This window comes from Promicromonospora thailandica (assembly GCF_024171955.1).
GTDB lineage: Bacteria > Actinomycetota > Actinomycetes > Actinomycetales > Cellulomonadaceae > Promicromonospora > Promicromonospora thailandica.
Map to the genome: position 1 here is coordinate 26,229 of NZ_JAMTCS010000002.1, position 24,276 is coordinate 50,504.

General features: G+C 74.6%; 20 protein-coding genes. 8 read left to right on the forward strand and 12 right to left on the reverse strand.

Features of this window, described 5'->3' with window-relative positions; translation table 11 throughout:
• Nucleotides 1–55: 55 nt before the first annotated feature.
• The 3 genes from APR03_RS03295 to APR03_RS03305 form a co-directional block, all read right to left on the reverse strand.
• Nucleotides 56–2,251, reverse strand: a complete 2,196-nt coding sequence (locus tag APR03_RS03295) for a SpoIIE family protein phosphatase (protein ID WP_253832781.1) — start codon at nt 2,249–2,251, stop codon at nt 56–58.
• A 117-nt stretch (nt 2,252–2,368) separates the two neighbouring features.
• Nucleotides 2,369–5,380: a helix-turn-helix transcriptional regulator gene (locus APR03_RS03300; RefSeq protein ID WP_253832783.1), complete on the reverse strand. Its 3,012-nt coding sequence runs from the start codon at nt 5,378–5,380 to the stop codon at nt 2,369–2,371.
• A 74-nt stretch (nt 5,381–5,454) separates the two neighbouring features.
• Nucleotides 5,455–5,703 carry a hypothetical protein gene (locus APR03_RS03305; RefSeq protein WP_253832785.1) on the reverse strand — a complete coding sequence of 83 codons (249 nt, stop codon included), beginning with the start codon at nt 5,701–5,703 and terminating at the stop codon, nt 5,455–5,457.
• Between the two features lie 333 nt (nt 5,704–6,036).
• Here APR03_RS03305 and APR03_RS03310 point away from each other — a divergent pair, with 333 nt between their 5' ends.
• From APR03_RS03310 to APR03_RS03330, 5 genes are all read left to right on the forward strand, one after another.
• Entirely contained in the window at nt 6,037–6,702 is a 666-nt protein-coding gene (locus APR03_RS03310; protein WP_253832787.1) for a hypothetical protein, read from the forward strand.
• A 142-nt stretch (nt 6,703–6,844) separates the two neighbouring features.
• The gene (locus tag APR03_RS03315) at nt 6,845–7,213 is read left to right on the forward strand and encodes a YciI family protein (RefSeq protein WP_253832789.1); all 369 of its coding nucleotides are present in this window, start codon (nt 6,845–6,847) and stop codon (nt 7,211–7,213) included.
• Entirely contained in the window at nt 7,201–8,436 is a 1,236-nt protein-coding gene (locus APR03_RS03320; RefSeq protein WP_253832791.1) for an RNA polymerase sigma factor, read from the forward strand. Before APR03_RS03315 ends, APR03_RS03320 begins: the two co-directional genes overlap by 13 nt.
• 120 nt (nt 8,437–8,556) lie before the next feature.
• On the forward strand, nt 8,557–8,742 hold the full coding sequence (locus APR03_RS03325) for a hypothetical protein (RefSeq protein WP_253832793.1): 186 nt from the start codon (nt 8,557–8,559) through the stop codon (nt 8,740–8,742).
• A gap of 103 nt (nt 8,743–8,845) precedes the next feature.
• Nucleotides 8,846–10,933, forward strand: coding sequence for a penicillin-binding transpeptidase domain-containing protein (locus APR03_RS03330; protein ID WP_253832795.1), 2,088 nt, complete (start codon nt 8,846–8,848; stop codon nt 10,931–10,933).
• Between the two features lie 80 nt (nt 10,934–11,013).
• On the opposite strand, the gene APR03_RS03335 is transcribed toward APR03_RS03330, so the two are convergent.
• The 7 genes from APR03_RS03335 to APR03_RS03365 form a co-directional block, all read right to left on the reverse strand.
• The gene (locus tag APR03_RS03335) at nt 11,014–11,487 is read right to left on the reverse strand and encodes a hypothetical protein (RefSeq protein WP_253832797.1); all 474 of its coding nucleotides are present in this window, start codon (nt 11,485–11,487) and stop codon (nt 11,014–11,016) included.
• Between the two features lie 173 nt (nt 11,488–11,660).
• Nucleotides 11,661–12,044: an SHOCT domain-containing protein gene (locus APR03_RS03340; protein ID WP_253832799.1), complete on the reverse strand. Its 384-nt coding sequence runs from the start codon at nt 12,042–12,044 to the stop codon at nt 11,661–11,663.
• 121 nt (nt 12,045–12,165) lie between these two features.
• A complete protein-coding gene (locus APR03_RS03345; RefSeq protein WP_253832801.1) occupies nt 12,166–12,840 on the reverse strand; it encodes a response regulator in 675 nt (224 codons plus the stop codon).
• A complete protein-coding gene (locus APR03_RS03350; RefSeq protein WP_253832803.1) occupies nt 12,837–14,255 on the reverse strand; it encodes a sensor histidine kinase in 1,419 nt (472 codons plus the stop codon). Before APR03_RS03350 ends, APR03_RS03345 begins: the two co-directional genes overlap by 4 nt.
• A 268-nt stretch (nt 14,256–14,523) precedes the next feature.
• Nucleotides 14,524–15,759 (reverse strand): amidohydrolase, encoded by a 1,236-nt coding sequence (locus APR03_RS03355; RefSeq protein WP_253832805.1) that lies wholly within the window; start codon nt 15,757–15,759, stop codon nt 14,524–14,526.
• 39 nt (nt 15,760–15,798) lie between these two features.
• Entirely contained in the window at nt 15,799–16,095 is a 297-nt protein-coding gene (locus APR03_RS03360) for a DUF4287 domain-containing protein (protein ID WP_253832807.1), read from the reverse strand.
• 90 nt (nt 16,096–16,185) lie between these two features.
• On the reverse strand, nt 16,186–16,617 hold the full coding sequence (locus tag APR03_RS03365) for an HIT family protein (protein ID WP_253832809.1): 432 nt from the start codon (nt 16,615–16,617) through the stop codon (nt 16,186–16,188).
• Between the two features lie 71 nt (nt 16,618–16,688).
• On the opposite strand from APR03_RS03365, the gene APR03_RS03370 reads away from it, so the two are divergent.
• Both APR03_RS03370 and APR03_RS03375 read left to right on the forward strand, forming a co-directional pair.
• A complete protein-coding gene (locus tag APR03_RS03370; RefSeq protein ID WP_253832811.1) occupies nt 16,689–18,743 on the forward strand; it encodes an NAD(+) synthase in 2,055 nt (684 codons plus the stop codon).
• An 87-nt stretch (nt 18,744–18,830) separates the two neighbouring features.
• Nucleotides 18,831–19,562: a copper resistance CopC family protein gene (locus APR03_RS03375; protein WP_253832813.1), complete on the forward strand. Its 732-nt coding sequence runs from the start codon at nt 18,831–18,833 to the stop codon at nt 19,560–19,562.
• Nucleotides 19,563–19,581: 19 nt separating this feature from the next.
• Here the strand turns inward: APR03_RS03375 and APR03_RS03380 are convergent, their stop codons facing one another.
• Nucleotides 19,582–20,994, reverse strand: coding sequence for an MFS transporter (locus tag APR03_RS03380; protein ID WP_253832815.1), 1,413 nt, complete (start codon nt 20,992–20,994; stop codon nt 19,582–19,584).
• A gap of 273 nt (nt 20,995–21,267) precedes the next feature.
• Between APR03_RS03380 and APR03_RS03385 the strand changes: the two genes are divergently transcribed.
• Nucleotides 21,268–21,549: an HU family DNA-binding protein gene (locus APR03_RS03385; protein ID WP_119140759.1), complete on the forward strand. Its 282-nt coding sequence runs from the start codon at nt 21,268–21,270 to the stop codon at nt 21,547–21,549.
• Between the two features lie 112 nt (nt 21,550–21,661).
• On the opposite strand, the gene APR03_RS03390 is transcribed toward APR03_RS03385, so the two are convergent.
• On the reverse strand, nt 21,662–24,238 hold the full coding sequence (locus APR03_RS03390; RefSeq protein ID WP_253832817.1) for a lysylphosphatidylglycerol synthase transmembrane domain-containing protein: 2,577 nt from the start codon (nt 24,236–24,238) through the stop codon (nt 21,662–21,664).
• Between the last annotated feature and the right edge of the window lie 38 nt (nt 24,239–24,276).

Genomic DNA, 24,276 nt, shown 5'->3' on the forward strand with positions numbered 1-24,276 from the left:
ACTGACACTCCGGCCGGGATTCGTCTGACGCCGAAGCACCGGGACGCCGAGGACGTCAGCTCAGATCCAGCTCGAACCACACGGTCTTGCCGGTGCGCCGGCGGGCGCGCGACCCGCCCGGCCGGTCCGCTGCCGCCGCCTCACCGTGCCGGTCGACGCCCCAGCGCGACGCGAGCCGCTCCAGGAACTGCACACCGCGCCCACCGAACTCGGTGACCGCCGGGTCGCGCAGCTCGGGCTGGACGGTCGACGAGTCGCGCACCCCCACCCGCAGCCTGTCGGCGTCCACCTCGACCGTGGCGGTGAACGGCGCCTGCCCGTGGTCGACCGCGTTGGTCAGCACCTCCGACGTCAGCAGCATCACGGTGCGCCGCAGCGGCATCGGCACCCCGCAGCTCTCCAGCACGTCGTCGACCCAGATGCGGGCGGGCCCGACGTCGAGCAGGGACGGCGCCAGCTTGCGCTCCGCCGTGGCGGGCCGGCCCAGCGACGGGGGACCGGACGGTGCCGTCGCCCGCACGCGGACGGCGAGCACGGCGACGTCGTCCCGCTGGTCGTCGGACGCGAGCCGGCGCACCAGGGTGACGGGCAGCGCCGCCGTCGCCGTGTCGCCCAGCATGCCGAGCGTCTTCTGCAGGCGGCTGAGCCACTGGTCGGGGGTGGTGCCGCGCTGCTCCGCGAGCCCGTCCGTGTACAGCAGGAGCGTGTCGCCGGGACGGAGCAGCGTCGTGTGGTCGGTGCGCTTCGCCGTGGGCCGCACGCCCAGCATCATGTCCGGCAGCACCGACAGCCGCTCCACCGTCCCGTCCTGCCGGAGCACGAGCGGCGGCGGATGGCCGGCCGTGGACCAGGTGAGCTGGTAGGCGCCGGGCCCCCGCTCCAGGCGGGCCACCACCGCGGTCCCGCTCGCGAGCAGCCCCAGCCCCGAGTTGGCCTTGTCCAGCAGCGACAGCAGGGCCGACGGCGACTCGTCGTGGCTCCAGGCGAACGCGCGCAGCAGGGACCGGAGCTGGCCCATCTTCGCGGCCGCCCGCATGTCGTGGCCGGTCACGTCGCCGATCATGAACATCGTGGTGTCGTCGTCCACCGCTACGGCGTCGTACCAGTCGCCGCCGATCTGGTCCGAGCGCGTGGCGGGCGCGTACGTCGCCGCCATGTCGAGGTGCGGCACCTCGGGCAGCCGGCTGAGCATCGCCCGCTGCAGCGTCTTCGCCGACTCGCGCCGCTCCTCCAGCAGGCGCGCCCGCTCCAGGGCGTGGCCCGTGTAGTGCGCGAGGCCCGTCTGCAGGGCGTACGAGTCCTTGTCGGGCCCGCGGTCGCGCTCCCACGCCAGCACGACGACGGCGACCACGGCGCCCGCGGTGACCACCGGGAGGAAGGCCCGGGCCTCGATCTCGGGGCTGCAGTGCTCGCGCAGGTGGGGGAACGCCGAGTGCATCTCCTCCGCCGTCCGGAAGAACAGCGGCCGGCCCGTGCGTGCCGCCTCGGCCAGCGGGCGCTGCTCGTCCAGCTTGGCCTGCCGGAGCCGCTGCGGGAACTGCGGCTCGGCGTGCACCAGGGACCGGTAGGTGATGCCGCGGCCGTCGGCGTCCGTCACGGCGAACGCGCAGTAGCGCGCGCCGATCCCCGCCGTACCGACCTCGATGATCACCTCCTCGACCTGGTCCATCGTGTTCGCGTTCGCGAACGCCTCGCTCAGCGACAGCAGGAACCGGCTGCGCCGGTTGGCCCGCACGGCCGTCTCCTGGATGCGCCGGGCGCGCTCGCGCTCGGCCCGCAGCCGCAGCTCGGCGGTGCACGCCGCCGCCAGGTCGGCGAGCGAGTCCAGGTCGTCGCCGGACCACTCCCGGGGCTCGTCCACGACGGCGCAGAGCGCGCCCACCGCGCGCCCGCGCAGGTCGAAGACCGGGTAGCCGGCGAGCGCGACCAGGCCCATCTCCCGCACCAGGTAGTTGTCCCGCAGCACCGGGTCCAGGCGTGCGTCCGCGGTCACCACGGGCTCGGCACGCGCGGTGATCAGGTTCGTGAGGGTGCCGGGGTGCTGGAGCAACCTCTTCGTCTGCATCGGCTCCGGCATGCCGGACGCACCCGCGAGCACCTGGCCGTCCTGGACCGTGAAGTACACGACCGCGGCGGGCACCCGCAGGTGACGCCGGACCAGGCGGGCGAACCGGTCGAATGCCTCGTCCGCGGTGGGTGATCCAAGACCGACGTGCTCAAGGTCTCGCAGCGCCTGGAGGTCCGTCGGCATCTGCTCAGTATTGCGAGAGAAGTACGCCTGCGCGATAGATGTACCGGATGTGTCCCTTTTGCTCCGGGCGGGTAGTCTGCGGGCCTCGCGGTGACGTTCCCGAGCCGGAGACCGGCATCAGACCTCGAGCAGACCCCGCTGGTGCGCCAGGCTCACGGCCTCCGCACGGCCCGACGCGCCGAGCTTGGCCAGCAGGTTGGACACGTGCACGCTCACCGTCTTGGTCGAGATGAACAGGCGCTCGCCGATCTGCCGGTTGGACAGCCCCTGCGCCACCAGGCCGAGCACCTCCTCCTCCCGCTCGGTGAGCGTCGACGCCGTCGCGCGCCGCACCCCCGGCAGGTCGAGGCGGGCCCGCCGGGCCAGCCCCCGGACCGCCTCCGCGAGCGGCCGCGCACCCATCTCCTGCGCCTCCGTCAGGGCCTCCGCCGCTTCGACCTCGGCCGCCTCGCGCTCACCCGCGCCCAGCAGCGCCTCCGCCCACCGGTAGCGCGAACGCGCCACCTCGTAGCGGTAGCCGAAACCGAAGAGGTTGACCGTCTCCTGCCAGGCGCTCGCGGCGTCGGCCCAGAGCACGGCGGACGACGACCCGCCGTCCGCGACCGAGCCCGTCACCGCGTGCAGCCGGGCGTTCTCCGCGGCCGCCCGCTGCAGCCAGGCCAGGCCCTCCGGGCCGAGCACGCCGCCGCGCGGACGGCCTCGCTGCGCGGTCTCCCGCGCGACGGCCAGGAGCGAGTCGCCCCGGTCGAGCCGTTCCGCGGCGCGGGTCTCGACCGCCGTGGCCGCCGCCGAGCCGGGCGCACCGGCCCGGCCCGCCGACCGCTCGGCCTCGGCGGCGTCGGCCAGCGCGGCGATGGCCAGCGCGGACAGCCAGATCCGGCCCAGGAACACCTCGGACCACACCTCACCGAGGTGGGCGGTGATGCGCTCGGCCAGAGCGGCCGCGTCGTCGTACCGGCCGGCCCAGGTGAGGGCGTCGACCAGGCTGCCGCCCCCGATGAGGGCGATCTGGCCGTCGGTGGCCCAGTGGTCGATCAGCGCCTCGCCGCGCGCGATCGCGTCGTCGTCCCCGCGCGCGACGGTCGCGTACATCCGGACGGCCTCCATGACGTACCGGGCCGTCGCGGGCACGCCGGGGCCGCCGCGCTCGGTGAGGTCGCCGCGGAAGTAGAGCATGACCTCCTGCAGGATGCGCAGGTTGACGGTCGGCGCGCTCCAGGCGAGGCCGAGCTCGTCGGCCCGGGCCAGCGCGTGCCGCACGCGCTGCTCGGCGGCCTCCAGCTCGCCCGCGTAGAAGCGGTTCGCCGTACCGCTGTACAGGGTGCGCATCTCGGTCAGGACGTCCCCCGCCTCGACCGACGCCGTCCGCGCCTCGTCGAGGATCTCGGACGCCCGGTCCGGCGCGTCGACGTTCAGCACGGCGAGCGTGGACAGGGCGACGGCGAGCGCACCGGCCTGCCCCGTCGCCCGCGCCTCCTCCACGGCGCACTCGACGTACTCGCGCGCGTCCTCGTCGCGGTCGAGGATCATCGCGAGCCGCGCCGACAGGGCGTTGGTCCAGATCCGGTCGGGGCTGCGCGGCGGCAGCTTCGCCAGGGCCGACCGCAGGTCGGCGATGGCCTGCTCGACCTGCCCGGGCGTCTCGTCCCAGGTGGGCAGGTCGAGGTAGCGGTGCACCAGCACGTGCTCCAGGCCCGCGCGGCGCACCGGGTCGGTGACGCCCTCGACCGCGCGCCGGGTCAGCTTGACGGCGCGCATCGGGTCGCCCGCCCGCGCCGCCGCCTCCCCCGCGGAGAGGGCGACGTCCACCCGGTCGCGGCCGATGCGCCGCTCGGCGTCCGGCACGGACTCCCAGAGGGCCAGCACCTGCTCCCAGTGCCGCAGCTCCTCCTCGGGCGCGAGGAGCCTGCGGGCCCGGAGCGCGGCGTCCCGCGAGGCGCTGAGCGCCGCGGGCAGGTCGTGCCCCTCGAAGGCGTGGTGGGCGCGCTCGGCGGCGCTGCCGATCGGCATGCCGTCCGGCCCCTCCTGCTCGATGACCGCGAGGTAGGCGCGGTGCACGGACGACCGCTCGCCCGGCAGCAGGTCGGCGTAGAGGGCCTCGGCGAGCAGCGCGTGCCGGAACTCCAGGTGGGTGCCGGACACCACCAGGACCTGCTGGGTCACGGCCTCGCGCAGCGCGGCGTCGATGTCCGGCGAGCCCGACCGTGCGGCGGCGGCCCGCAGCAGGTCCTCACGGACCCGGCGTCCGGCGACCGACGCGATGCGCAGCACCTGCTGCACCTCGGGGTCCAGCCGTTCGAGCCGGGTGCGGAGCACCTCGGTGAGGGTCCAGGGCAGGCTCGCGGAGTCCGGGCCGGCGTCCAGGAGCTCCTCCGCGAAGAAGGCGTTGCCCTCGGACCGGTCCAGCACCTCGGCGAAGCCCGCGGGCGGCAGCGGCCGGCCGGCCAGGGCGGTGGTGAACTCCCGCAGCTCGGCCTCGTCGAACGGCCGCAGGTCCATCCGCTCCACGTGCTCCAGCCGGGACAGCTCGGCGAGCAGCGGGCGCAGCGGGTGGCGCCGGTCGACGTCGTCCGCGCGGTAGGTGACGACGAGCAGGACGTTCTCCGACCGCGCGCGGGCCGCGAGGAAGCGCAGCACGTCACGGGTCGACGCGTCGGCCCAGTGGGCGTCCTCGACCACCAGGACCAGGGGCCGCTCGGGCGCGCCGGCGACCGCCAGGCTGCGCGCGATGCCCTCGAAGAGCTGAAGTCGTTCGTCGTGGTCGGCGTCCCCGCTGACGCCGGGCTCCAGGAGCCGCCACAGCGCGGGACGCTCCTTGACGAGGTCGGCGACCCGGGTGGCCGCCTCGGGGCCGGCGGCCCCGGCCTGCAGCTGGGTCAGCGCGTCGGTGAACGGCAGGTACGGGATGCCCACCTGGCCCAGGTCGACGCAGTGCACGACGACGACGTTCGCGCCCGCCTGCTCCGCCGCCTGCGCCACGTGGCTGATCAGGCGGGTCTTGCCGACGCCCGCGTCACCGCCCACGAGCGTGAGGCCCGGCCGGCCCGCCGACGCGCGCCCGACCGCCAGCAGGAGAGAGGCGACCTGCTCCTGCCGGGAGACCAGGGGGATCGTCGTGGACCGTCGCACCTGCACATCGTGCCACCGGTCACCGACACTCCCCCTGGCCTTTTCCCCGACGCCGGGCGTCGGTTCCCCCTGCGTCATGCGTACAGGCCCGGCTGTGCGCCGGCCGGGCGCATGCCCGCGAGGCCCTCCCTGATCTGCTCGGCGCGGGCCGGGCGCTCGGTGGCCCGCTCGGTGCCCCGTCCGGTGCCCCGGTCCGTCCGGCGCTCGGCAGCACGCCGCGCACGCCCGGACCGGTCCTTCGCGCGCCGGCCGCCCCACGCCCGCTCGAGCTCGGCCTGCCGGTACTTGATCTCCGCCTCGGCGGCGGGTCCCCACAGCGACATGGTTCCTCCTGGTGTCCCCGGCGGGCCGTGCGCCCGTCCGGCTGATGAGGAAGACACTCGTCCTGAGGCCCGGGCCGGCGGATCGGGAGATCGCCCGGTCCTGACCGGCCGGGTACCTCAGAACGCCGTCTGAGGTACCTCTGAGGTGGGGCGGGACCGTCTGAGGTGCCCGGTGCGGCGTCCGTGGCCGGGGCGCAGGGGCGAGTTCCGGCGGGTTCGCGGGCGCACTATTGCGATCTACGTCACACCGGACGCACACTGGAACAAGTAGCGGACCCAATTCGGGGGTGGATCGTGACCGGAACCGAAGCTGGAACGTACGACATCTTGCCCATGCTGGGCCGTGGGAAGCACCGCAACCCCAAGAAGGGCGCGTGCTTCATGGAGCTCGCCTCCTTCCTTGCGGGGGAGAAGTGGAGCGACCACCCCGCCTGCACGCACCCGCTGATCGCCATGCTGGCGCGGGCGGTGAACGACCTCACGGCGGACCACGCCCGGCCGAGGCTCGCGCCGCTCATCCCGTCGGTGATCGGCCTGACCAGCACCGACCCGCGCTGGGACGTGCGCATCGCACTCCGCGCCGCGCAGACGGCGCTGCCCGTGTCGCCCGCCGACCGCCAGCAGACGCTGGCCGTGGCGATCCTCGGCTCGGAGCGCATGCTCGACGTCCTCGAGGACCGTCCCGCCGGGACGCTCGCGCCCGAGAGCAAGGACGCGCTGGCGGCGGTTCCGAAGACGGCGGCCTGGGCCGAGCGGTTCTGCGCCGGCACCAGCGTGCGGCCCAAGCGCTTCGTGCGGGACGCCGCGCCGAGCGTGGTGTCCACCGCGGTACAGGGGATCTCCGAGGCCTTCGTGCCCGACGTGGACGCGCGCCTGCGCGACCTCCTCGCGGCCACGATCGCCGACGCGCGCCGGTGGGCCGGGGCGGCGGACGACGACGACCGTGCGCTCGACCCGCTGGCGTGGGGGCCGGTGGTGAAGGCGGCGCCGTCCGTCTGAGAGACCGGCAGCACGAGGAGACGGGCCGGGGCGCACCAGGGGGCGCTCCGGCCCGCGTCGTGCCCGGTCCCGCCTGTCGATCGGGCGCCGGTGAGATCGTCACCCCGGTGACAGACCCCGACACCGACCGGAGGACGGAACCATGCGATACACGATCCTGCTGCACTACCCGGAGATGACGCCTGAGGAGCTCGGCGACGGCTGGGCGGAGGGCGAGCGGGCGTTCGAGGCCTACGCCACGGCGCTCGACCAGGCGGGGGTGCTGCTCTCGGCGGAGGTGCTGCAGCCGTCGTCGGCCACCACCACCGTGACCGTGCGCGACGGCGAGCTTCGGGTCCAGGACGGTCCCTTCGCCGACACCAAGGAACAGCTCGGCGGTACCTTCGTCGTCGACGTGCCGGACCTCGACGCCGCGCTCGCCTGGGCGCAGAAGGCGCCGTCGGTCCAGTGGGGCACCGTCGAGGTGCGGCCGAGCGCCACCCACTTCGAGAACGGCGCGTGGACGCGCTGACCCCGCACCCCGACGTGCGGGCCGCCGCGGAGGCGGCCGCCCGCACGTCGTACGGCCGCCTGCTCGCCCTGCTCGCGGCACGCGACGGCGACATCCGGCGCGCCGAGGACGCGCTCGCCGAGGCCTTCGAGCAGGCGCTGCGGCACTGGCCCGACGACGGCGTGCCGCACAACCCCGACGGCTGGCTCCTCACCGTGGCCCGCAACCGGCTGCGCGACCTGTACCGCTCCGCGGCGCACCGCACCACGGCGCCGCCCGGCACCGGGCCGGAGCCGGCCGCGCCGCCCGCCGACCTCGACCCCGACGCGATCGGGGACCGCCGCCTCGAGCTCATGTTCGTCTGCGCCCACCCCGCGATCGAGGCGGGCGTCCGGACCCCGCTCATGCTGCAGACCGTGCTCGGTGTCGAGGCCCGCGACGTCGCGGCGGCCTTCGCCGTCCCGGCCCCGACCATGGCCCAGCGGCTCGTCCGGGCCAAGCGCCGGATCCGGGACGCCGGCATCCCGTTCCGCGTGCCGGGCCGCGACGAGCTGCCCGGCCGGCTGCCACCCGTGCTGGAGGCGGCGTACGGCGCGTACGCGATCGACTGGCGGGGCGCCGCCCCCGAGGTCCGCGGGTCCCTCACCGGCGACGCGCTCACGCTCGCCCTCCTGCTCGCGCGGCTGCTGCCCGAGCCGGAGGTGCTGGGCCTGGCCGCGCTCCTCTGCTTCTCCGTGGCCCGCGCCGACGCACGCGAGACGGACGGCACCCTCGTCCCGCTCGACGAGCAGGACGCCGCCCGCTGGGACCATGCGCTCATCGAGCGCGGGGAGGCGCTGCTCCGGCGCGCGCTGGCGGCTCCCGGACCGCCCGGCAGGTTCCGGCTGGAGGCGGCCGTCCAGTCGGTGCACTGCGCGCGTGCCCGGACCGGGCGCACCGACTGGCCGGCCCTGCTCACCCTGCACCGGGCGCTCGTGCGCGTCGCGCCGACCCTCGGCGGGCGGGTCGCGCTCGCGGCGGTGCTCGGCCGGGTCGAGGGCGCGGCGGCAGGTCTGGCCGAGCTGGACCGGGTCGCCGCGGCGGACCCGGCGTCGGGGCGGTTCCAGCCGCTGTGGGCCACCCGGGCCCACCTCCTGGCGGCGTCCGGCGCCCCGGACGCCGCCCGTGCCGCGTACGAGAAGGCCCTGTCGCTCACCACCGACCCGGCAGTGCGTGCGTTCCTGGACGCCCGCTCCGCCGGGTGAAGTCCGCCGTCGCGGTCACGAAGCACCGGTTCCCGCCTCCCTCACAACGAAACGAGCTTCTCGCGCGTCCTTGTTCTCCGAGGGCTGCCCGCACGAGGAGCCAGAGAACGGGGAACCACCATGACGACCAGCACAGCAGCGGTCACCGGCACCGACGTCGCCGGGATCGAGCGCGACCTGCGCCGCATGGAGCTGCTCGTCCGGCGTGAGCACAAGATCCGTGCCGCCGGCCGGTCGGCACCGGTGACCTCGTATCTTCAGCTCGCCACGCGCTCCCGGGACCGCAAGCGGTCCCTGGACGCGTGACGTCGCGGGCGGAGCCGCAGATCCAGGGGGTTCGGCGGCTCCGCCCTTTTTCACCCAGGAATGTGCACGAGCGAATCATGACCAGGCCCTTAGGCTCTCGGGCATGAGCGGATACTCGTCTCCCCACCCGCCGACGGACGGTCACGCGCCGGTGCCGCCGCCACCCGGGGGATACGCCGCCGTCCCTCCGGACACGGTGCCACCGCCGCCGCCCCCGCCGCCCGCCGCCGGGCGCCCGGGCCGCCGCGCCCTGGTCATCGGAGTCGTCGTGCTGCTCCTCGCGGCCGCCGGCGTCGCCGCGTGGTTCCTGTTCTTCCGTCAGCCGCCCGTGCCCGACCCGGAGCCCGCCGCCGAGCGGCTCGCCGCGGCGCTCCAGGCGGGCACGCCGGCGGACGTGCCGCTGGTCCTGGACACGTCGGCCTCGCCGGACGAGCAGTACGCCCAGGTGTTCGAGCAGCTCAGGGCCGCCGTCGGCGAGGAGGCCGGGACCGTGACGGTCGCGGACGTGACCCCGGTCGAGGAGGGCGACGGCGGCACCGCGACCGCGACCGCGACGCTCGCCTGGAGCTGGCCCGTCGCGACCGACACGGCCTGGGACTACGAGACCGTCGTCCGGCTCAGCTACCCGGGCGCCACCGACGGCGAGGCCGGGGAGTGGGCCGCCGCCTGGGACCCGGGCGTGCTGGTGCCCGGCCTGGAGCCCGCCGAACGGCTCGCCGTCGAGCGCACCGAACCCGCGCGCGGCGAGATCGTCACGACCACGGGTGAGACGCTCGTGGGCATCACGCCGGTGCACCACGTCGGCATCGACAAGACCCGGCCGGGCTGGGACACCGCTGCCCCGCAGCTCGGCACGGTGCTCGGGCTCGACCAGGCGGCGACGGACGACGTCGCGGCGCGGGTCGCATCGGCCGGAGAGAAGGCGTTCGTCCAGGTCATCACGATCCGCGACGGTGACCCGGAGTACGACTTCGACGCCGCGATGGCCATCCCCGGCGTGGTCGGCATCCCGGACGAGATGCCGCTGGCCCGGAGCCGCGACTTCGCGCGGAGCGTGCTCGGCACGGTCGGTGAGGCCACGGCGGAGATCATCGAGGAGTCGGAGGGCACCGTCCGGCAGGGCGACGTCGTCGGCGTCTCCGGGCTGCAGGCCGCCTACGACGAGCAGCTGCGCGGCGTGCCGGGGCTGGCCGTGACCATCGAGCCGGCGGGCGAGGGCGACGAGGGCGGTGCGAGCCGCGAGGCGTTCACGATCGAGAAGCAGGACGGCAAGCCGCTGGTCGTCACGCTGGACCCCGCCACGCAGCTCCGCGCCGAGGCCGCCCTCGCCGACATCACCGACCTGGCCAGCGCCATCGTGGCGATCCGGCCGTCGTCGGGCGAGGTGCTCGCCGTCGCGTCCGGGCCGGGGTCGGAGGGGTACAACACGGCGACCCTGGGCCAGTACCCGCCCGGGTCCACGTTCAAGATCGCGACGTCGCTCGCGATGATCCGGTCCGGCGTCACGCCCGACACCCCGCTGCCCTGCACGCCGACCATCGCGGTCGAGGGCCGCGAGTTCCGGAACGTGCCGGGCTACCCGGCGTCCGCCCTCGGCGACGCGGTGCCGTTCCGCACCGTCTTCGCCAACTCGTGCAACACGGCGTTCATCGCGCAGCACCAGTCCGTCACGCAGCAGCAGCTGCACGACGCCGCGGCGTCGCTCGGCCTGGGCGTCGAGGCCACCGGGTTCGGCGCCGCGGGCACGATGGGTGACGTACCGGCCGAGGCGACGGGTACCGAGCACGCCGCGTCGATGATCGGTCAGGGCCAGGTGCTGGCCACGCCGCTGGCGATGGCCACGGTGGGCGCCAGCGTGGCCGCCGGCCACACGGTCTCCCCGTGGCTGGTGCAGCCGGAGAACGGTGAGGCGCCCGAGGCGCCGTCGGGCGACCTGACCGCCGAGGAGGCCGCCACGCTGCGCGACCTGATGGGTGGTGTGGTGCGCGAGGGGTCCGGCACGACGCTGCAGGACGTGCCGGGCATCGTCGGCGCGAAGACCGGCACCGCCCAGTTCGGCGACGGGTCGAAGGCGCACGTGTGGATGGTCGCCGTGACGGACGACCTGGCGGCCGCCGTGTTCATCGAGGAGGGCGACCTGGCCTCGACGGTGGCGGCGCCCGTGATGCACGAGTTCCTCACCAACGGCTGACGCCGGACAGGACGAGAGGACCCCCGGTCCGCTGCGGCGGTCCGGGGGTCCTCTGTGTGCGTGGTGCGTGCGGCGGGCGCTCAGCCCTTCCAGCCGGCCTCGGTGCACGTGTCGCGGTAGTCCTTGATCGCCTTCTGGACCGCGGTCGGACGGGCGATGGTGCCGTCGAGCGCCTGGTCGAACGGCGCGCGGACCGCCTCCAGGTGAGCGATGCTCACCTCGTCGGCCTTGCCGATGATGAGGCCGATGCTCTTGCTGACGCCGCTCGCGAGGCCCGTGTACTCCTCGTTGAGCGGTGCCGCGACGGCCTGCGAGAGACCCGTGATGCTCTGGACGAGAGGGCCCTTGAAGAAGGTGTTGCACGCCTCGACCAGGTCGTACTCGCCGGTGCTGATGGGGGCCTGGACGGCCTGCTCCGACGGGTCGGCCTGCTGCTGCACCTCTTCTCCCGAGGGCATGAAGTCGTTGGCCATGTCCTCGAGGGCCGCGCATCCGGACAGCAGGAGCGCGCACGAGACCAGTGCGGCGGCCCCCCACTTCTTGCTGGTGCTCACGATGTACTTCCCTCACGTCAACGGTTCGGAAGAGTGCGGTCCGTCGCACCCGCCGCGAGTCTAGCGCCACGGTCCCGCCGGAACACCAATCGCCCGGGGCCTCGGGACAGGCTCACCCGCACGTGCCGGGACGCCCGGACCGCGCGGGCGGTCCGGGCGTCCGGACGGGGGGCTCAGCCCTCGGCCGGCGGGCGGTCCTGCGGCCCGGGGGCCGCGGGCGGCACGTCGGACGCCGGGGCGCCGCCGGGGTGAGCGGTCGGGTACGGGTCGGCGGAGCGCAGCACGGCCAGGCGCGAGCGGTACTCGGCCTCGTCGATCTCCCCGCGCGCGAACCGGGTGCCCAGCAGCGTCACCGGATCCGTCCCGGCCGCCGCGTGGGCGGCCCACGGCCCGCCCCAGCCGCCGCGCGGGCCGCGGCGTGCCCGGCGGGCGATCAGGATGATCACCGCCACGAACAGCAGGAACCACAGCAGCGGAAAGATGAAGAAGAACGGTCCGGGCCCGCCCCAGCCGTCGTGCGGCCCGTTGGCGAGGACCTCCGTCGTCGCGGTGAGCATGTCGACCTCCAGCAGTCGGTTCGGCCGGTCGTTCCGGCCGTACCACCAGGCTGCCGCCGCCGGACCACGCGGTCGTCAGCCCGGTGTGCCTGGTCGTCTACCCCCGTGGTGCCGGCGTCGTTCAGGAGTCGCCGTGCGACCAGCCGGGCCGGACGAGGCCTGCCTCGTACGCCAGGACCACGAGCTGCGCGCGGTCGCGCGACCCGGTCTTCATGAGCACCCGGGAGACGTGCGTCTTCACGGTCGACTCCGACAGGTAGAGCCGGCTCGCGATCTCGTCGTTCGCCAGCCCGCCCGCCACCTCGACCAGCACCTCGCGCTCGCGCGGGGTGAGCTCGGCCAGCGCGGGCACGGGGCGCACCTCGCGGGTCGCGTCCGCGACCCGCGCCAGCAGGCGACGGGTGACGGTCGGCGACAGCAGCGCGTTGCCCGACGCCGCCACCCGCACCGCGCGCACCAGCTCCGCGGGCTCGGTGTCCTTGACCAGGAACCCCGACGCCCCGGCCCGGATCGCGTCCGTCACGTACTCGTCCAGCTCGAAGGTGGTCACGACCACCACGTGCACGTCCGCGGCGCGCGGCTCGGCGATGATCCGGCGGGTCGCCGCCAGCCCGTCCAGGCCCGGCATGCGGATGTCCATGAGCACCACCTGCGGCAGGTGCTGCAGCGTCAGCGCGACGGCGTCGTCGCCCGTCGCGGCCTCGGCGACGACGCGCATGTCGTCCTCCGAGTCGATCAGGGCGCGGAACCCGCCGCGCACCAGGGCCTGGTCGTCGGCGAGCAGGACGTCGATCATGCGGCCCCTCCGGGGGTCTCGGTGGTGTCGGGGCTGTCAGCCGGGTCGGGCGACGGGCCGGACGGCGGCCGGGTCCCGCCCCGCGGGGCCGGGAGCAGCGCCCGGACCTGCCAGCCCGTACCGTCGGGCCGCGGCCCCACGTCGAGCGTGCCGCCCGCGCCCTCGACGCGCTCGCGCATCCCGACCAGGCCGTAACCGGGCGCGGACGGCGCGGCGGGCCCCGGGCCGTCGTCGGTCACGACGACCTCCAGGGCGTCGGCCCGGGCCACCCGCAGGGTGACACGGCGGGCGGACGGCGCATGGCGCCGCACGTTCGTGAGCGACTCCTGGACCACGCGGTGCACGACGCCGGCCACGTGGTCGGGCAGGTCGTCCAGGTCGGGGGCGACATCGGCGGTCACGACGAGCCCGTCCGCCCGCGCCTGCTCGACCAGGCGGTCCAGGGCGGTGCGGTCCCACGTCGGGGTGAGCGGGGCGGCGGCGTCCCAGCCGGGGCGCGGGCCTCCGGCGTCCGGGGCGGCCGGCGTCCCGTCGCGCACGATCCCGAGCACCGTGCGGACCTCGGTGAGCGCCTCCCGGCTCGTGTCGCGGATGTTGGTCAGCGCCTCGCGCGCCTGCCCCGGATGCTTCTCCAGCAGGTGGAGTCCGACCCCCGCCTGCACGTTGATCGCGGACAGGGAGTGGGCGAGGACGTCGTGCAGCTCGCGGGCGATCCGGAGCCGCTCCGAGGTGACCGCGGTGCGCTCGCGCTCGGCCGCCGTCTCGCGGGCCGCGGCCTGCGCGGCCAGCCGGCGCGACACCCGGTCCCGGGCGGCGCTCGCGACCAGCATCGCGACGGCGAGCCACGCGACCCCCGCGATCAGGGAGCCCGGGCTCAAGAACCAGGCGCCGTCGTCGGCCCAGCCCGGCCCGTGGAAGCCCGGTCCGGGCGGACCCCAGTCCTTGACCCACGCCGCCGGGTGGTCCCGGAGGTACTGCTCGGCGTGCGGTGCGACCAGCACGGCGACGGCCGCCCCGCCCCCCGCGAGCAGCGCGGCCCCGGACCAGGCGACCAGCCGCGCGCGGCGCACCGGCCCGCTCAGCATCACACCGACGAGCACCGCGACCGGGCCGATGAAGACGGGACCCCACGGGAACCGGAGCAGCAGGAACGCGAGCGTGGCCGCGACGGCCGCCGTCGTGGCGAGGGCAGGCCGGCGCGGCAGGAGCAGCACCAGCGCCGCCGGCGCCACCAGCAGCAGGAGCAGGCCGACCAGCCCGGGCTCGTCCGTCCAGCCCTGGTTGCGGGCCGCGAAGACCGACCCCGTGGTGCTGAACAGGGCGGCGGCCAGCGCGACCAGGACGCGCGGCCGCAGACGGTCGAAGGGCCCGGGGGCGGCGGGGTCGTCGCGCGCGGGTCGGATGGTGCCCAGCATGCTCGCACGCTACGCCCGGCGCGTGACGCCCGCGTCGGTCCGCGGTACCGCCGCGTGTCGTCCGGTGGTGCCACCGGCCACCGGCCGCCGGCCGCCGGCCACCGGCCGCCGCCGACTGCAGACTTCCGTGCGTCCCGCCGTCGACTGCAGAGTTTCGTGCGCCGGTGCCCCCCGATGCGGGCGACAACTCTGCAGTCGACTACTCGCCGGGAGGAAGTCTGCAGTCGGCGGCAGTCTGCAGTCGGCGGCGGGGCAGCGGACGGTGGTGTCAGGCGAAGCGGGTCGTGCGCTCCCGCACGCGGCCCGCGCCGCGGCCGGCGTCGGCCTCCGGGTCCCAGGTGTAGACCTCGGTACCCGTGATGAACACCCGCTCGGCGCGCTGGTCGGTGTCGAACGGGTCGCCGGACCAGAGCACGACGTCGCCGTCGAGCCCCTCCGTGATCGACCCCACCCGTGAGTCCAGACCCAGGAACGACGCCGGGTTGGCGGTGATTGCGGCCAGCGCCGTCTCGCGGGGCAGGCCGTCGCGCGCGGCGAACGACGCCTGGTGCACCAGGAAGTTGATCGGGATCACGGGGTGGTCGGTGGTGATCGCGACGCGCACGCCGGCGGCCGCCATCGCCGCGATGTTGCGGTTCGCGCGCTGCCGCACCTCGACCTTGGAGCGCGAGACGAACATGGGCCCGTAGATGACGGGGATGTCCTTCTCGGCGAGCACGTCGGCGATGAGGTGACCCTCGGTGCCGTGGTTGATCACGAGCCGGTAGCCGAACTCCTCCGACAGCCGGATCGCCGTCGCGATGTCGTCGGCGCGGTGCGTGTGCTGGTCCCACGCCAGCTCGCCGGCCAGCACGCGGGCCAGGGTCTCCTTGCCCAGGTCGCGCTCGAACGGCTTGCCCTCGGCGGCCGCGGCGTCGCGCCGGGCCACGTAGTTCTGCGCCTCGACGAACGCCGCGCGGATCACGTTGGCCACGCCCAGCCGGGTCGACGGGAGCTGCTTCCTGTCCCCGTACACCCGCTTCGGGTTCTCGCCCAGGGCGCTCTTGACCGACACGGAGTCGCTGATCAGCTGCTCGTCGATCGTGCGGCCGCCCCAGGTCTTGATGGCGACGGTCTGCCCGCCGATGGGGTTGCCCGACCCGGGCTTGATGACCGCCGTCGTCACGCCGCCGGCGAGCGCGTCCCGGAAGCCCTCCTCGTCGATCTGCACCGCGTCGATCGCGCGCAGGGCCGAGCCGTTCGGGTCGGTCATCTCGTTGGTGTCGTTGCCGGCCCAGCCCTCGCCCTCCTCGTGGACGCCGAGGTGGCCGTGGCCCTCCACGAAGCCGGGCAGCAGCCACCGGCCGCCCGCGTCGATCGTCTCGACGCCGTCGGGCACGACGACGTCCTGCCCGACGGCGGTGATCACGCCGTCCTCGATGAGTACCGTGCCGTCCTCGATCGGCTCGGCGGAGACAGGGACCACGTAGGCGTGGGTGATGGCGATGCTGGAGCGCGTTGTCATGGGTACATCATTACCGAAGGTAACGACGTCCCGGAACCGTCACCCGGTCGTCGCCGGGTTGGTCGCCTTCCCGTCGAGCCACAGCGTGTCGGAGGCGTCACGGTGCGTGCCCGACGAGCCGACGTGCTTCGCGCTGATCTGCGGCCCCTTGGTGATCACGTGGACCATCGCCATCCCGTGCCCCCGGCCCAGGCCGTAGTCCTCCTTGAGCCACTCCAGGATGGGGCCTGCCTTCGTCGACGCGTCGAAGCCGCGCTCCTGCGCGAGCGCGACGAGCTCCCGCGGGCTGTGACCGGTCTTGTCCTCGACGGCGTCGAGATAGGCCTGGAACGACATCGGCGATCCTCTCGTCAGCAGCGGGCGCCCGTGCGCCCCACCAGGACAGACGTCCCGGTCGCGGAGAACTCATCGCTTCCGGGGCGCGGGTCAGCCGGCGGCACGCAGGAGGTCCGCCGCGGCGGCGATGCGGGCGGGGTCGCCCGGCGTCGGCGTCCACGGGAGGCGGAGCGAGTCGCGGGCCTGGTCGTCGCGGTAGCGCGGCACCACGTGGAGGTGGAAGTGGAACACGGTCTGCCAGGCGGCCTCCCCGGCGCAGTTGATCAGGTTCACGCCGTCGGCGCCGAGCTGTCGCACCGCCCGGCCCGCGACCCGCTGCGCGGTCACCGAGCAGGCGGCCAGGTCGCCCGGGTCGATGTCGTACAGGTCGCGCGCGTGCGCCTTGGGGATCACGAGGGCGTGCCCGTCGGTGCCGGGGTTGATGTCCATGAACGTGAGCGTGCGCTCGTCCTCGTCGACCTGTGTCGAGGGGACCGTGCCGGCAACGATCCCGCAGAACAGGCAGTCGGGTTGCTGGGTCATGCGCGGACTCTAGCCGAGGGCGCACACACCGTCGCCGGGCAGGTCACGCCCACGTACCTAGACTCGCAGACGTGGACTTCTACAACGCGTACGCCCACGGGTTCGCCCGGGTCGCGGCCTGCACCATCCCCGTCACCGTCGCCGACCCCGCGGCGAACGCCGCCGTCGTCCTGGAGCAGGCCCGGCGCCTGCACGACGACGGCGTGGCGGTCGCCGTCTTCCCGGAGCTGTCCCTGAGCGGCTACGCGATCGACGACCTGTTCCTGCAGGACACCCTCCTGGAGGGCGTGCTCGACGCCCTCGCCGAGATCAAGGCCGCCAGCGTCGAGCTCATGCCGATGCTCGTGGTCGGAGCCCCGCTCCTGGTCGGCAGCCGCCTGCTGAACACCGCCGTCGTCGTGCACCGGGGGCGCATCCTGGGCGTCGCGCCCAAGTCCTACCTGCCGAACTACCGCGAGTTCTACGAGAAGCGGTACTTCGCCTCGGGCGACGAGCACCGCGGCACCCTCACGCTGCTCGGCGAGGAGGTGCCCATCGGCCCGGACCTCGTCTTCCGGGCCGACGACGTCCGCGGGCTGGCCGTCCACGTCGAGGTCTGCGAGGACATCTGGGTGCCCGTACCGCCCAGCTCGCTCGCGGCGCTCGCGGGCGCCACCGTGCTGCTCAACCTCTCGGCCAGCCCCATTACCGTGGGCCGCGCCGAGGACCGCCGCCTCGTGGTGCGCGACCAGAGCTACCGCTGCAGCGCTGCCTACGTCTACACCGCGGCGGGCCAGGGCGAGTCCAGCACCGACCTGTCCTGGGACGGCCAGACGCTCGTGTACGAGGCGGGGGACCTGCTCGGCGAGACCGAGCGGTTCCCGGACGGCCCGCGCGCGACGGTCGTCGACGTCGACCTGGACCGCCTGCGGCAGGAGCGGCTGCGGCAGGGCACGTTCGACGACAACCGGCGCGGCCTCGGGCTGGAGCCCGGCGAGGGGTTCCGCGACGTGGCCTTCAGCGTGCACCCGCCCCAGGGCGACCTCGGCCTGCGCCGCAAGGTGGACCGCTTCCCCTTCGTGCCGGACGACCCGGCCCGCCTCGCCCAGGACTGCTACGAGGCCTACAACATCCAGGTCACGGCCCTGGAGCAGCGCCTGCGCGCGATCGGGCAGCCGAAGGTGGTGATCGGCGTGAGCGGTGGCCTCGACTCGACGCACGCCCTGATCGTCGCGGCCAAGGCGATGGACCGGCTGGGCCGGCCCCGCACCGACATCCACGCGTTCACGATGCCCGGCTTCGCGACGGGCTCGGAGACCAAGGGCCGCGCGTACCGGCTGGCCGAGGCGCTGGGGGTGACGTTCGAGGAGATCGACATCCGGCCCGCCGCCGAGCAGATGCTGCGCGACCTCGGCCACCCGTACGCCGAGGGCGCCAAGCAGTACGACGTGACGTTCGAGAACGTGCAGGCCGGTCTGCGCTACGACTACCTGTTCCGGCTCGCGAACCACCGCGGCGGCATCGTGCTCGGCACAGGCGACCTCTCCGAGCTGGCGCTCGGCTGGTGCACCTACGGGGTGGGCGACCAGATGTCGCACTACGGCATCAACGCGGGCGTGCCGAAGACGCTGATCCAGCACCTGATCCGCTGGACGGTCGACAGCAGGCAGTTCGCGGCCGAGCCCGACAGCCCCGTCAACGCCGTGCTGACGGAGATCGTCGAGCAGGAGATCACACCGGAGCTCATCCCGACCGAGGAGGGCGAGACACCGCAGTCCACCGAGGCGACCGTAGGCCCCTACGCGCTCCAGGACTTCACGCTGTTCCACGTGCTGCGCTACGGCTTCCGGCCGTCGCGGATCGCCTTCCTGGCCTGGCACGCCTGGCACGCCGCGGACGACGGCGAGTGGCCCCCCGGCTTCCCCCACGCCCGGCGCACGGCGTACGACCTGGCCACGATCCGGCACTGGCTGGACGTGTTCCTGCGCCGGTTCTTCGCGTCGCAGTTCAAGCGGTCCGCCCTGCCCAACGGCCCCAAGGTGTCGGCGGGCGGCACGATGTCCCCGCGGGGGGACTGGCGCATGCCCTCGGACGCCGCGCCCACGGCCTGGCTGGCGGAGCTGGAGCGCGACGTCCCGGAGTCCTGACCGCGGCCGGGACTCCCCGAGGCGCCAGGGTTACGCCCGTGACGAAGGCCCCGGCGCCCGCCCGGAGGGGGCCGGTAGGGTGCCGTCATGCCTGCCGTCTCCCCTGCTGCCCCCGCCCGCTCGGTAGCCCTGGCCCGGCCCGCGATCCGGCGCCGGCTCGGCCTGGTCGCCGCGCTCGCGGCCGTCCTGACCCTCGTCGGCGTGCTCCTGGTGGCCGGACCGGCGAGCGCGCACGACCAGCTGCTGTCGTCCGACCCGAAGGACGGCGCCACCCTCGACGCGGCGCCGGAGCAGATCAGCCTCACGTTCAGCTCGGAGCCGCTCGACACCGGCATCGAGATCGTCCTCTCGGGTCCCGACGGCGTCACCGCGCGCGGCGAGGACATCCAGGTCGAGGACCGGGTGGTGACCGCGCGGCTCGACGCCGGGCTGCCCGCCGGCGCGTACGACGTGGCCTGGCACGTGGTGTCCTCCGACGGCCACCCGATCGAGGGCGAGCTCGCCTACACGGTCGAGGGCGAGCTGGAGCCGGAGCCGTCGACGGAGCCGAGCGAGCCCGAGATGTCCACGCAGGAGGCGGAGCCCACCGAGCCCACCGCCGACGCGAGCACCCCGTCCGAGCTGGCGGGCGCGGGCGACGGCGCGAGTCCCAACGGGCTCGCCGTGGGCGGCGGCATCCTCGCCGCCGTGCTCGTCGTGCTCGGTCTCCTGGTGATCATGCGCCGCAAGATCCTGGAGAACGACCGTCTGCGCCAGGCCGACGAGGCGGAGTCCCGCGACCCGGGCAAGCCGAACGAGAACCGCGACACCAAGCACTGACCCGCGACGTGCCAGACCCTCAGGTCACCCGGGTGGCCTGAGGGTCTGACACGGGGGCGCGGGAGCGGGTGGCCAGGACCACCGCGACCACGGCGGGCGCCAGCAGCACCGCGCCCGCCGTGTTGACCGCCTCGAAGCCGCCCCAGGCCAGCAGCGGCCCGGCCAGGGCCGCGGCTCCCGCGCCGAAGTAGTTCATCAGGGCGTCCGTCGCGCCCTGCAGCGGCAGCTTGACCCGCGGCTCCGCCACGGCCGCCAGCACGGCCGACGACGCGATGACGCACGCCGACCAGCCGAGTCCGAGCAGCACGAGCGCGACCGCCGTCAGCACCTCGGTGTCCAGGGCCGGGCCCGCACCGTGGCCCGCGTGCCGCGGCGCGTCCGGGACGAGGGCCGCGGCGGTGAAACCGAGCACGACGGCCGCGCCCTGGAGCACCATGCCGCCCACCGCGACGCGCAGCGGTCCGAACCGGTCGGCCAGCCACCCGAACACGGGGCTGAGCGCGAACATCCCCAGCACGTGCAGGCTGATCACGATGCCGACGAGCTGCAGCGACATGCCGCCGTGCTGCATGTGCACCGGCGTCATCACCATCACCATGATCATCACCGCGTGCGCGGCGGCCGTGGTCACGACGGCGAACCGGGCCCGCGGGTGCGCCCAGGCCCAGCGCAGCGCGCCGAGGGCACCGGTCCGGCGGGCCCTGGCGGGCGGCGTCCCCGCGTCCGGTGCGGCCGCGACCCCGCCGGGCTCCGTCGCGCCGGCCGCGACCCCGCCCGGCTCCGTCGCGCCGGCCGCCGTCGCCGCCCCGGCCGCCGTCCCGGCGCGGCCCACGGGTTCGACCACCCCCACCGGGTCGCGGTAGAGGGCGGCCAGCAGCAGGCCCGCCAGCAGGTAGGCCACGACCGAGAACAGGTACGGGCCGCCGAGGTCCGGCACACCGAACCCCTGCCCGACGACGGCGCCCGGCGCCGCGAGGTTGGGGCCCACGACCGACCCGACGGTCGTGGACCACAGGACCACCGACATGGTGCGGGCGCGCGTGCCGGAGCCGACGTTGTCGGCCGCGGCGTACCGGGACTGCAGGTTGGTCGCGTTGGCGACGCCGTAGAGCGTGAGACCCACGAGCAGCACGACGAGCTGCCCCAGCACGGCCGCGGTGACGATGAGCACCGCGCCGACGGTCGACAGCGCGTACCCGAGCGACAGCGCCCAGCGCCGTCCGCGGGTCTGGGCGAGCGTCGCGAGCGGGATCGACGCCACCGCGGCGGCCAGGATGCCCACGGCCTGCGCCAGGCCGGCCATGGCGGTGCCGCCGAGCTGCTCGGCGAGCAGGGCCCCGACGGCGGCGCCCGACGCGACCCCGACGCCGGCCAGCAGGTTGCTGAGCACCAGGATCACGAGGTTGCGGCGCTCGTGCGGCGGTTTCTCCACGATTTCCTCTCATCGACGGGGCCCTACCGGAACGGTAGACCGCTCTGGGTTGCGGAAGTCATCGGATAGTGCAGGGTGACACGGCCGCGACGGGCCTCCGACGTCGTCATCCACAGGCTCGTACACAGGTTCGTGTCCTCTGAGAGCGGAAAGTTAGCCACGACTCGCCGTGGAAGTGCCCGTTCTCCGCGAATTCCCGCCGATCTGCTGGCAGTATGGGGCCTCGTCGTCGGGCGGGTACCGCCGCACGACGTGACCGATGAAGGGAACCGCATGTCGCTCAACAAGTCCGAGCTCGTCTCGGCCATCGCCAGCAAGGCCGAGATCAACAAGTCCGAGGCCGAGGCCGCGCTCAACGCCTTCCAGGAGGTGCTGATCGAGTCGCTCGCCAAGGGCGAGGCCGTCAAGGTGACGGGCTTCCTCTCGGCCGAGCGCGTCGAGCGTGCCGCCCGCACGGGCCGCAACCCGCGCACCGGCGAGGAGATCTCGATCCCGGCGAACTTCGGCGTCAAGATCAGCGCCGGCTCGCTGCTGAAGAAGGCCGTCGCGAAGTGACGCTTCGCCGTTGATCTGCCGAGGTAGAACTCTGGCGAGATAGAACTGGGGCCGAGGTGCTGATCAGCACCTCGGCCCCAGTTCTATCTCGCCAGAGTTCTACCTCGGCAGATCAGAGGTCGCCCTTGCGCTCCAGGTAGCGCATCGCGACCCAGCCGATCGGCACCCGGCCCCAGTAGGTGCACAGGCGGTACAGGATGGTCGCGGAGAACGCGATGGTGGCCGGCACGCCCGCGGCCGACATGCCCGCCGTCAGGGCGCCCTCGACACCGCCCAGGCCGCCCGGCGTGGGGATCAGCGCGCCGAGCGCGTTGCCCACGAGGTTGACGAGTGCGATGTCGACCAGCGAGAGCGACTCGCCGAACGCCGCGAGGCAGCACCACAGCGCCACGATGTAGCCGAGGGTCATGACGAGGTTCCCGGCCACGCCCAGCGCGAGCCGGCCCGGGTGGCTCAGCATCTGGGCCAGGCGGGGCCAGACCTGGCGCAGCCGTGGCCCGATGTACCCCATGCCCCACCGGCGTACGGGCGGCACCAGCAGCGCGGCGACGACGGCCAGCGCCACGCCCGCGAGCGTGATGAGCACCGCCGGGGAGGGCAGCTCGACCAGCGCGCCCGAGCCGGTGAAGATCGAGAGCCCCACCAGCAGCAGCACGGTCACCACGAACTGCGACACCTGGACGAGCGCGACCGTGGCCACCGCCATCGACATCGACACGCCGCGCTGGGTCAGGAGCCGCAGGTTGAGCGCCGCCGGGCCGATCCCCGCGGGCGCGGCGAGTGCGACGAACGAGCCCGCCGCCGCGGTGAGCGTGGCACGCGTGACCGGCACGCGCGCCGGCGAGAACGCGACGAGCGTCAGCCCGGCCCCGAACCACGTGACGAGGGCGAGCGCGAACGCCACCGCGATCCACCACGGGTTGGCCTCGCGCACCGCCCGGGTGATCTCGTTGAAGTTGATGGTGGTGACGACGACGGCGATCGCGACGATCATCAGCGTCGTGGTCAGCACGGTGCGGGCGCTGAACCGCGAGATGCGCTGCGGCTGGACGCTGGCCTCGGGCAGTCGCTCGACGAGGGCGCCCCGCAGCTCACCCAGGAGGCCCTTCGCGCGGCGCACCTCCTCGCGGGTGGTCCGCGGCAGGGCGATCGACTGGATCAGGGGTCCGATGGCGGCGATGTCGGCGTCGGGCAGCACCCGCACGGCGGACGCGACGGCCCGGCGCGGGCCCACGCGCAGCCCGAGCAGCGCGAGCATCTGCACCAGGTCGAGGCGCCGCGACAGCGGCGACGACGCGATGTCGCCCTGCTCCCAGCCCGTGAGCCACACGTGCGGGCTCCCGTCGCCCCCGGCGGGGCCCGCGCCGTCGGTGCTGTCCGTGCCGGACACGTCGCGGTGCAGGAGCAGCACGTCCTGGGTGAGCGCACGGTGCGTGAGCCCGGCGGCGTGCGCGCGTCCGAGCTGCTCCCAGGCCTTCGCCAGCACGTCGTCGCGGACCTCGTCGTCCGGCAGGTCGCGGAGCGAGACGGCCGAGGAGGCGTGCTCCAGGACGAGCGCCACCGAGTCGCCGAACTCACCGATTCCCAGCAGGCGCGGCGTGCGCACCCCCGCGGCCGTGGCGGCGTAGGACAGCAGGGCCGTGCGCTCGGCCACGGCCTTGAGCGAGATGGCGGCACGGCCCTCGATGCCCCGCAGGCGCAGGGATCGCCACAGGCGCGTGATGAGGCCGACCACCTGCCTGTCGCCGTCGAGCACCACGACGTCGCGGCGCACGCCGTCGGCGTCGTACAGGGCGTAGACGCGGTTGTCGCCGGCGCGGCTCAGGGCGAGGGCCGCCGGGTCGCCCGCGCGTCCGGGGCCGACGTCGGAGCGCGCGCCGTCGTCGTGCGCCCCGCCGTCCGTCACGTCGCGGACCCGGGCCAGCGACGTCGGCGCGAAGCCCGCCCGGCGCACCGCCTCCACCAGGTCGGGACCGTAGGCGCGCTCGCTGCGCGTGCCCGACACGTACTGCACGGCCGACCCCGCCAGCCGCCCGAGCAGGAGCGCCAGGAGCACGCCGGGCAGGGACACCTGGCCGGTGATCAGCACGATCAGCAGCGCGGCGAACATCAGGTTCCACGAGATGCGGACGGTCCGGCGGCGGGTCGCCGGACCGGCGACCGTCAGCATCGCGGTGAGGGCGACGGCGTACTCGGGCACCGCCAGCACGTACCCCGTGCCGCGCTCCCACACCGACATGCCGCGGACCAGCTCGTCCGAGCCCAGGTGCCGCACGAGCAGGGTCGTCGCGACGCCGAGCACCAGGCCGGTGACACCCGCGACGATCGACTCGACGATCTGCCGGCCCAGCCGCCGCACCCCGAGCTCGATCATCACGGCGACGGGCGCGAACAGGCTGACCAGGCCCTGGAGCACCGCGACCGGCACGAACAGCAGGGTGGCCAGCAGGTCGTTGAAGCTCCGGACGTCCTCGGTCACGCCCGCCGTCGTGCCGTGCGCCACCACCGACAGGACCATGACCGCCGCGACGCCGACGGCGCAGCCGATCATCCAGACCAGCGCGCGCGGGTGCCGCACCCGCTCCTCGGGGGTGTCGATCACGCGCACGAGCCCGGGCGGCGGCTGCTGCTGCGGCGCCTCGGACAGCCGGGCACCGGCATCGGCGCTTCCGGTGCGCGGCTCGGACATACTCGGGAGTCTAGGGCGGTTGGGCGTGCCATGACCGG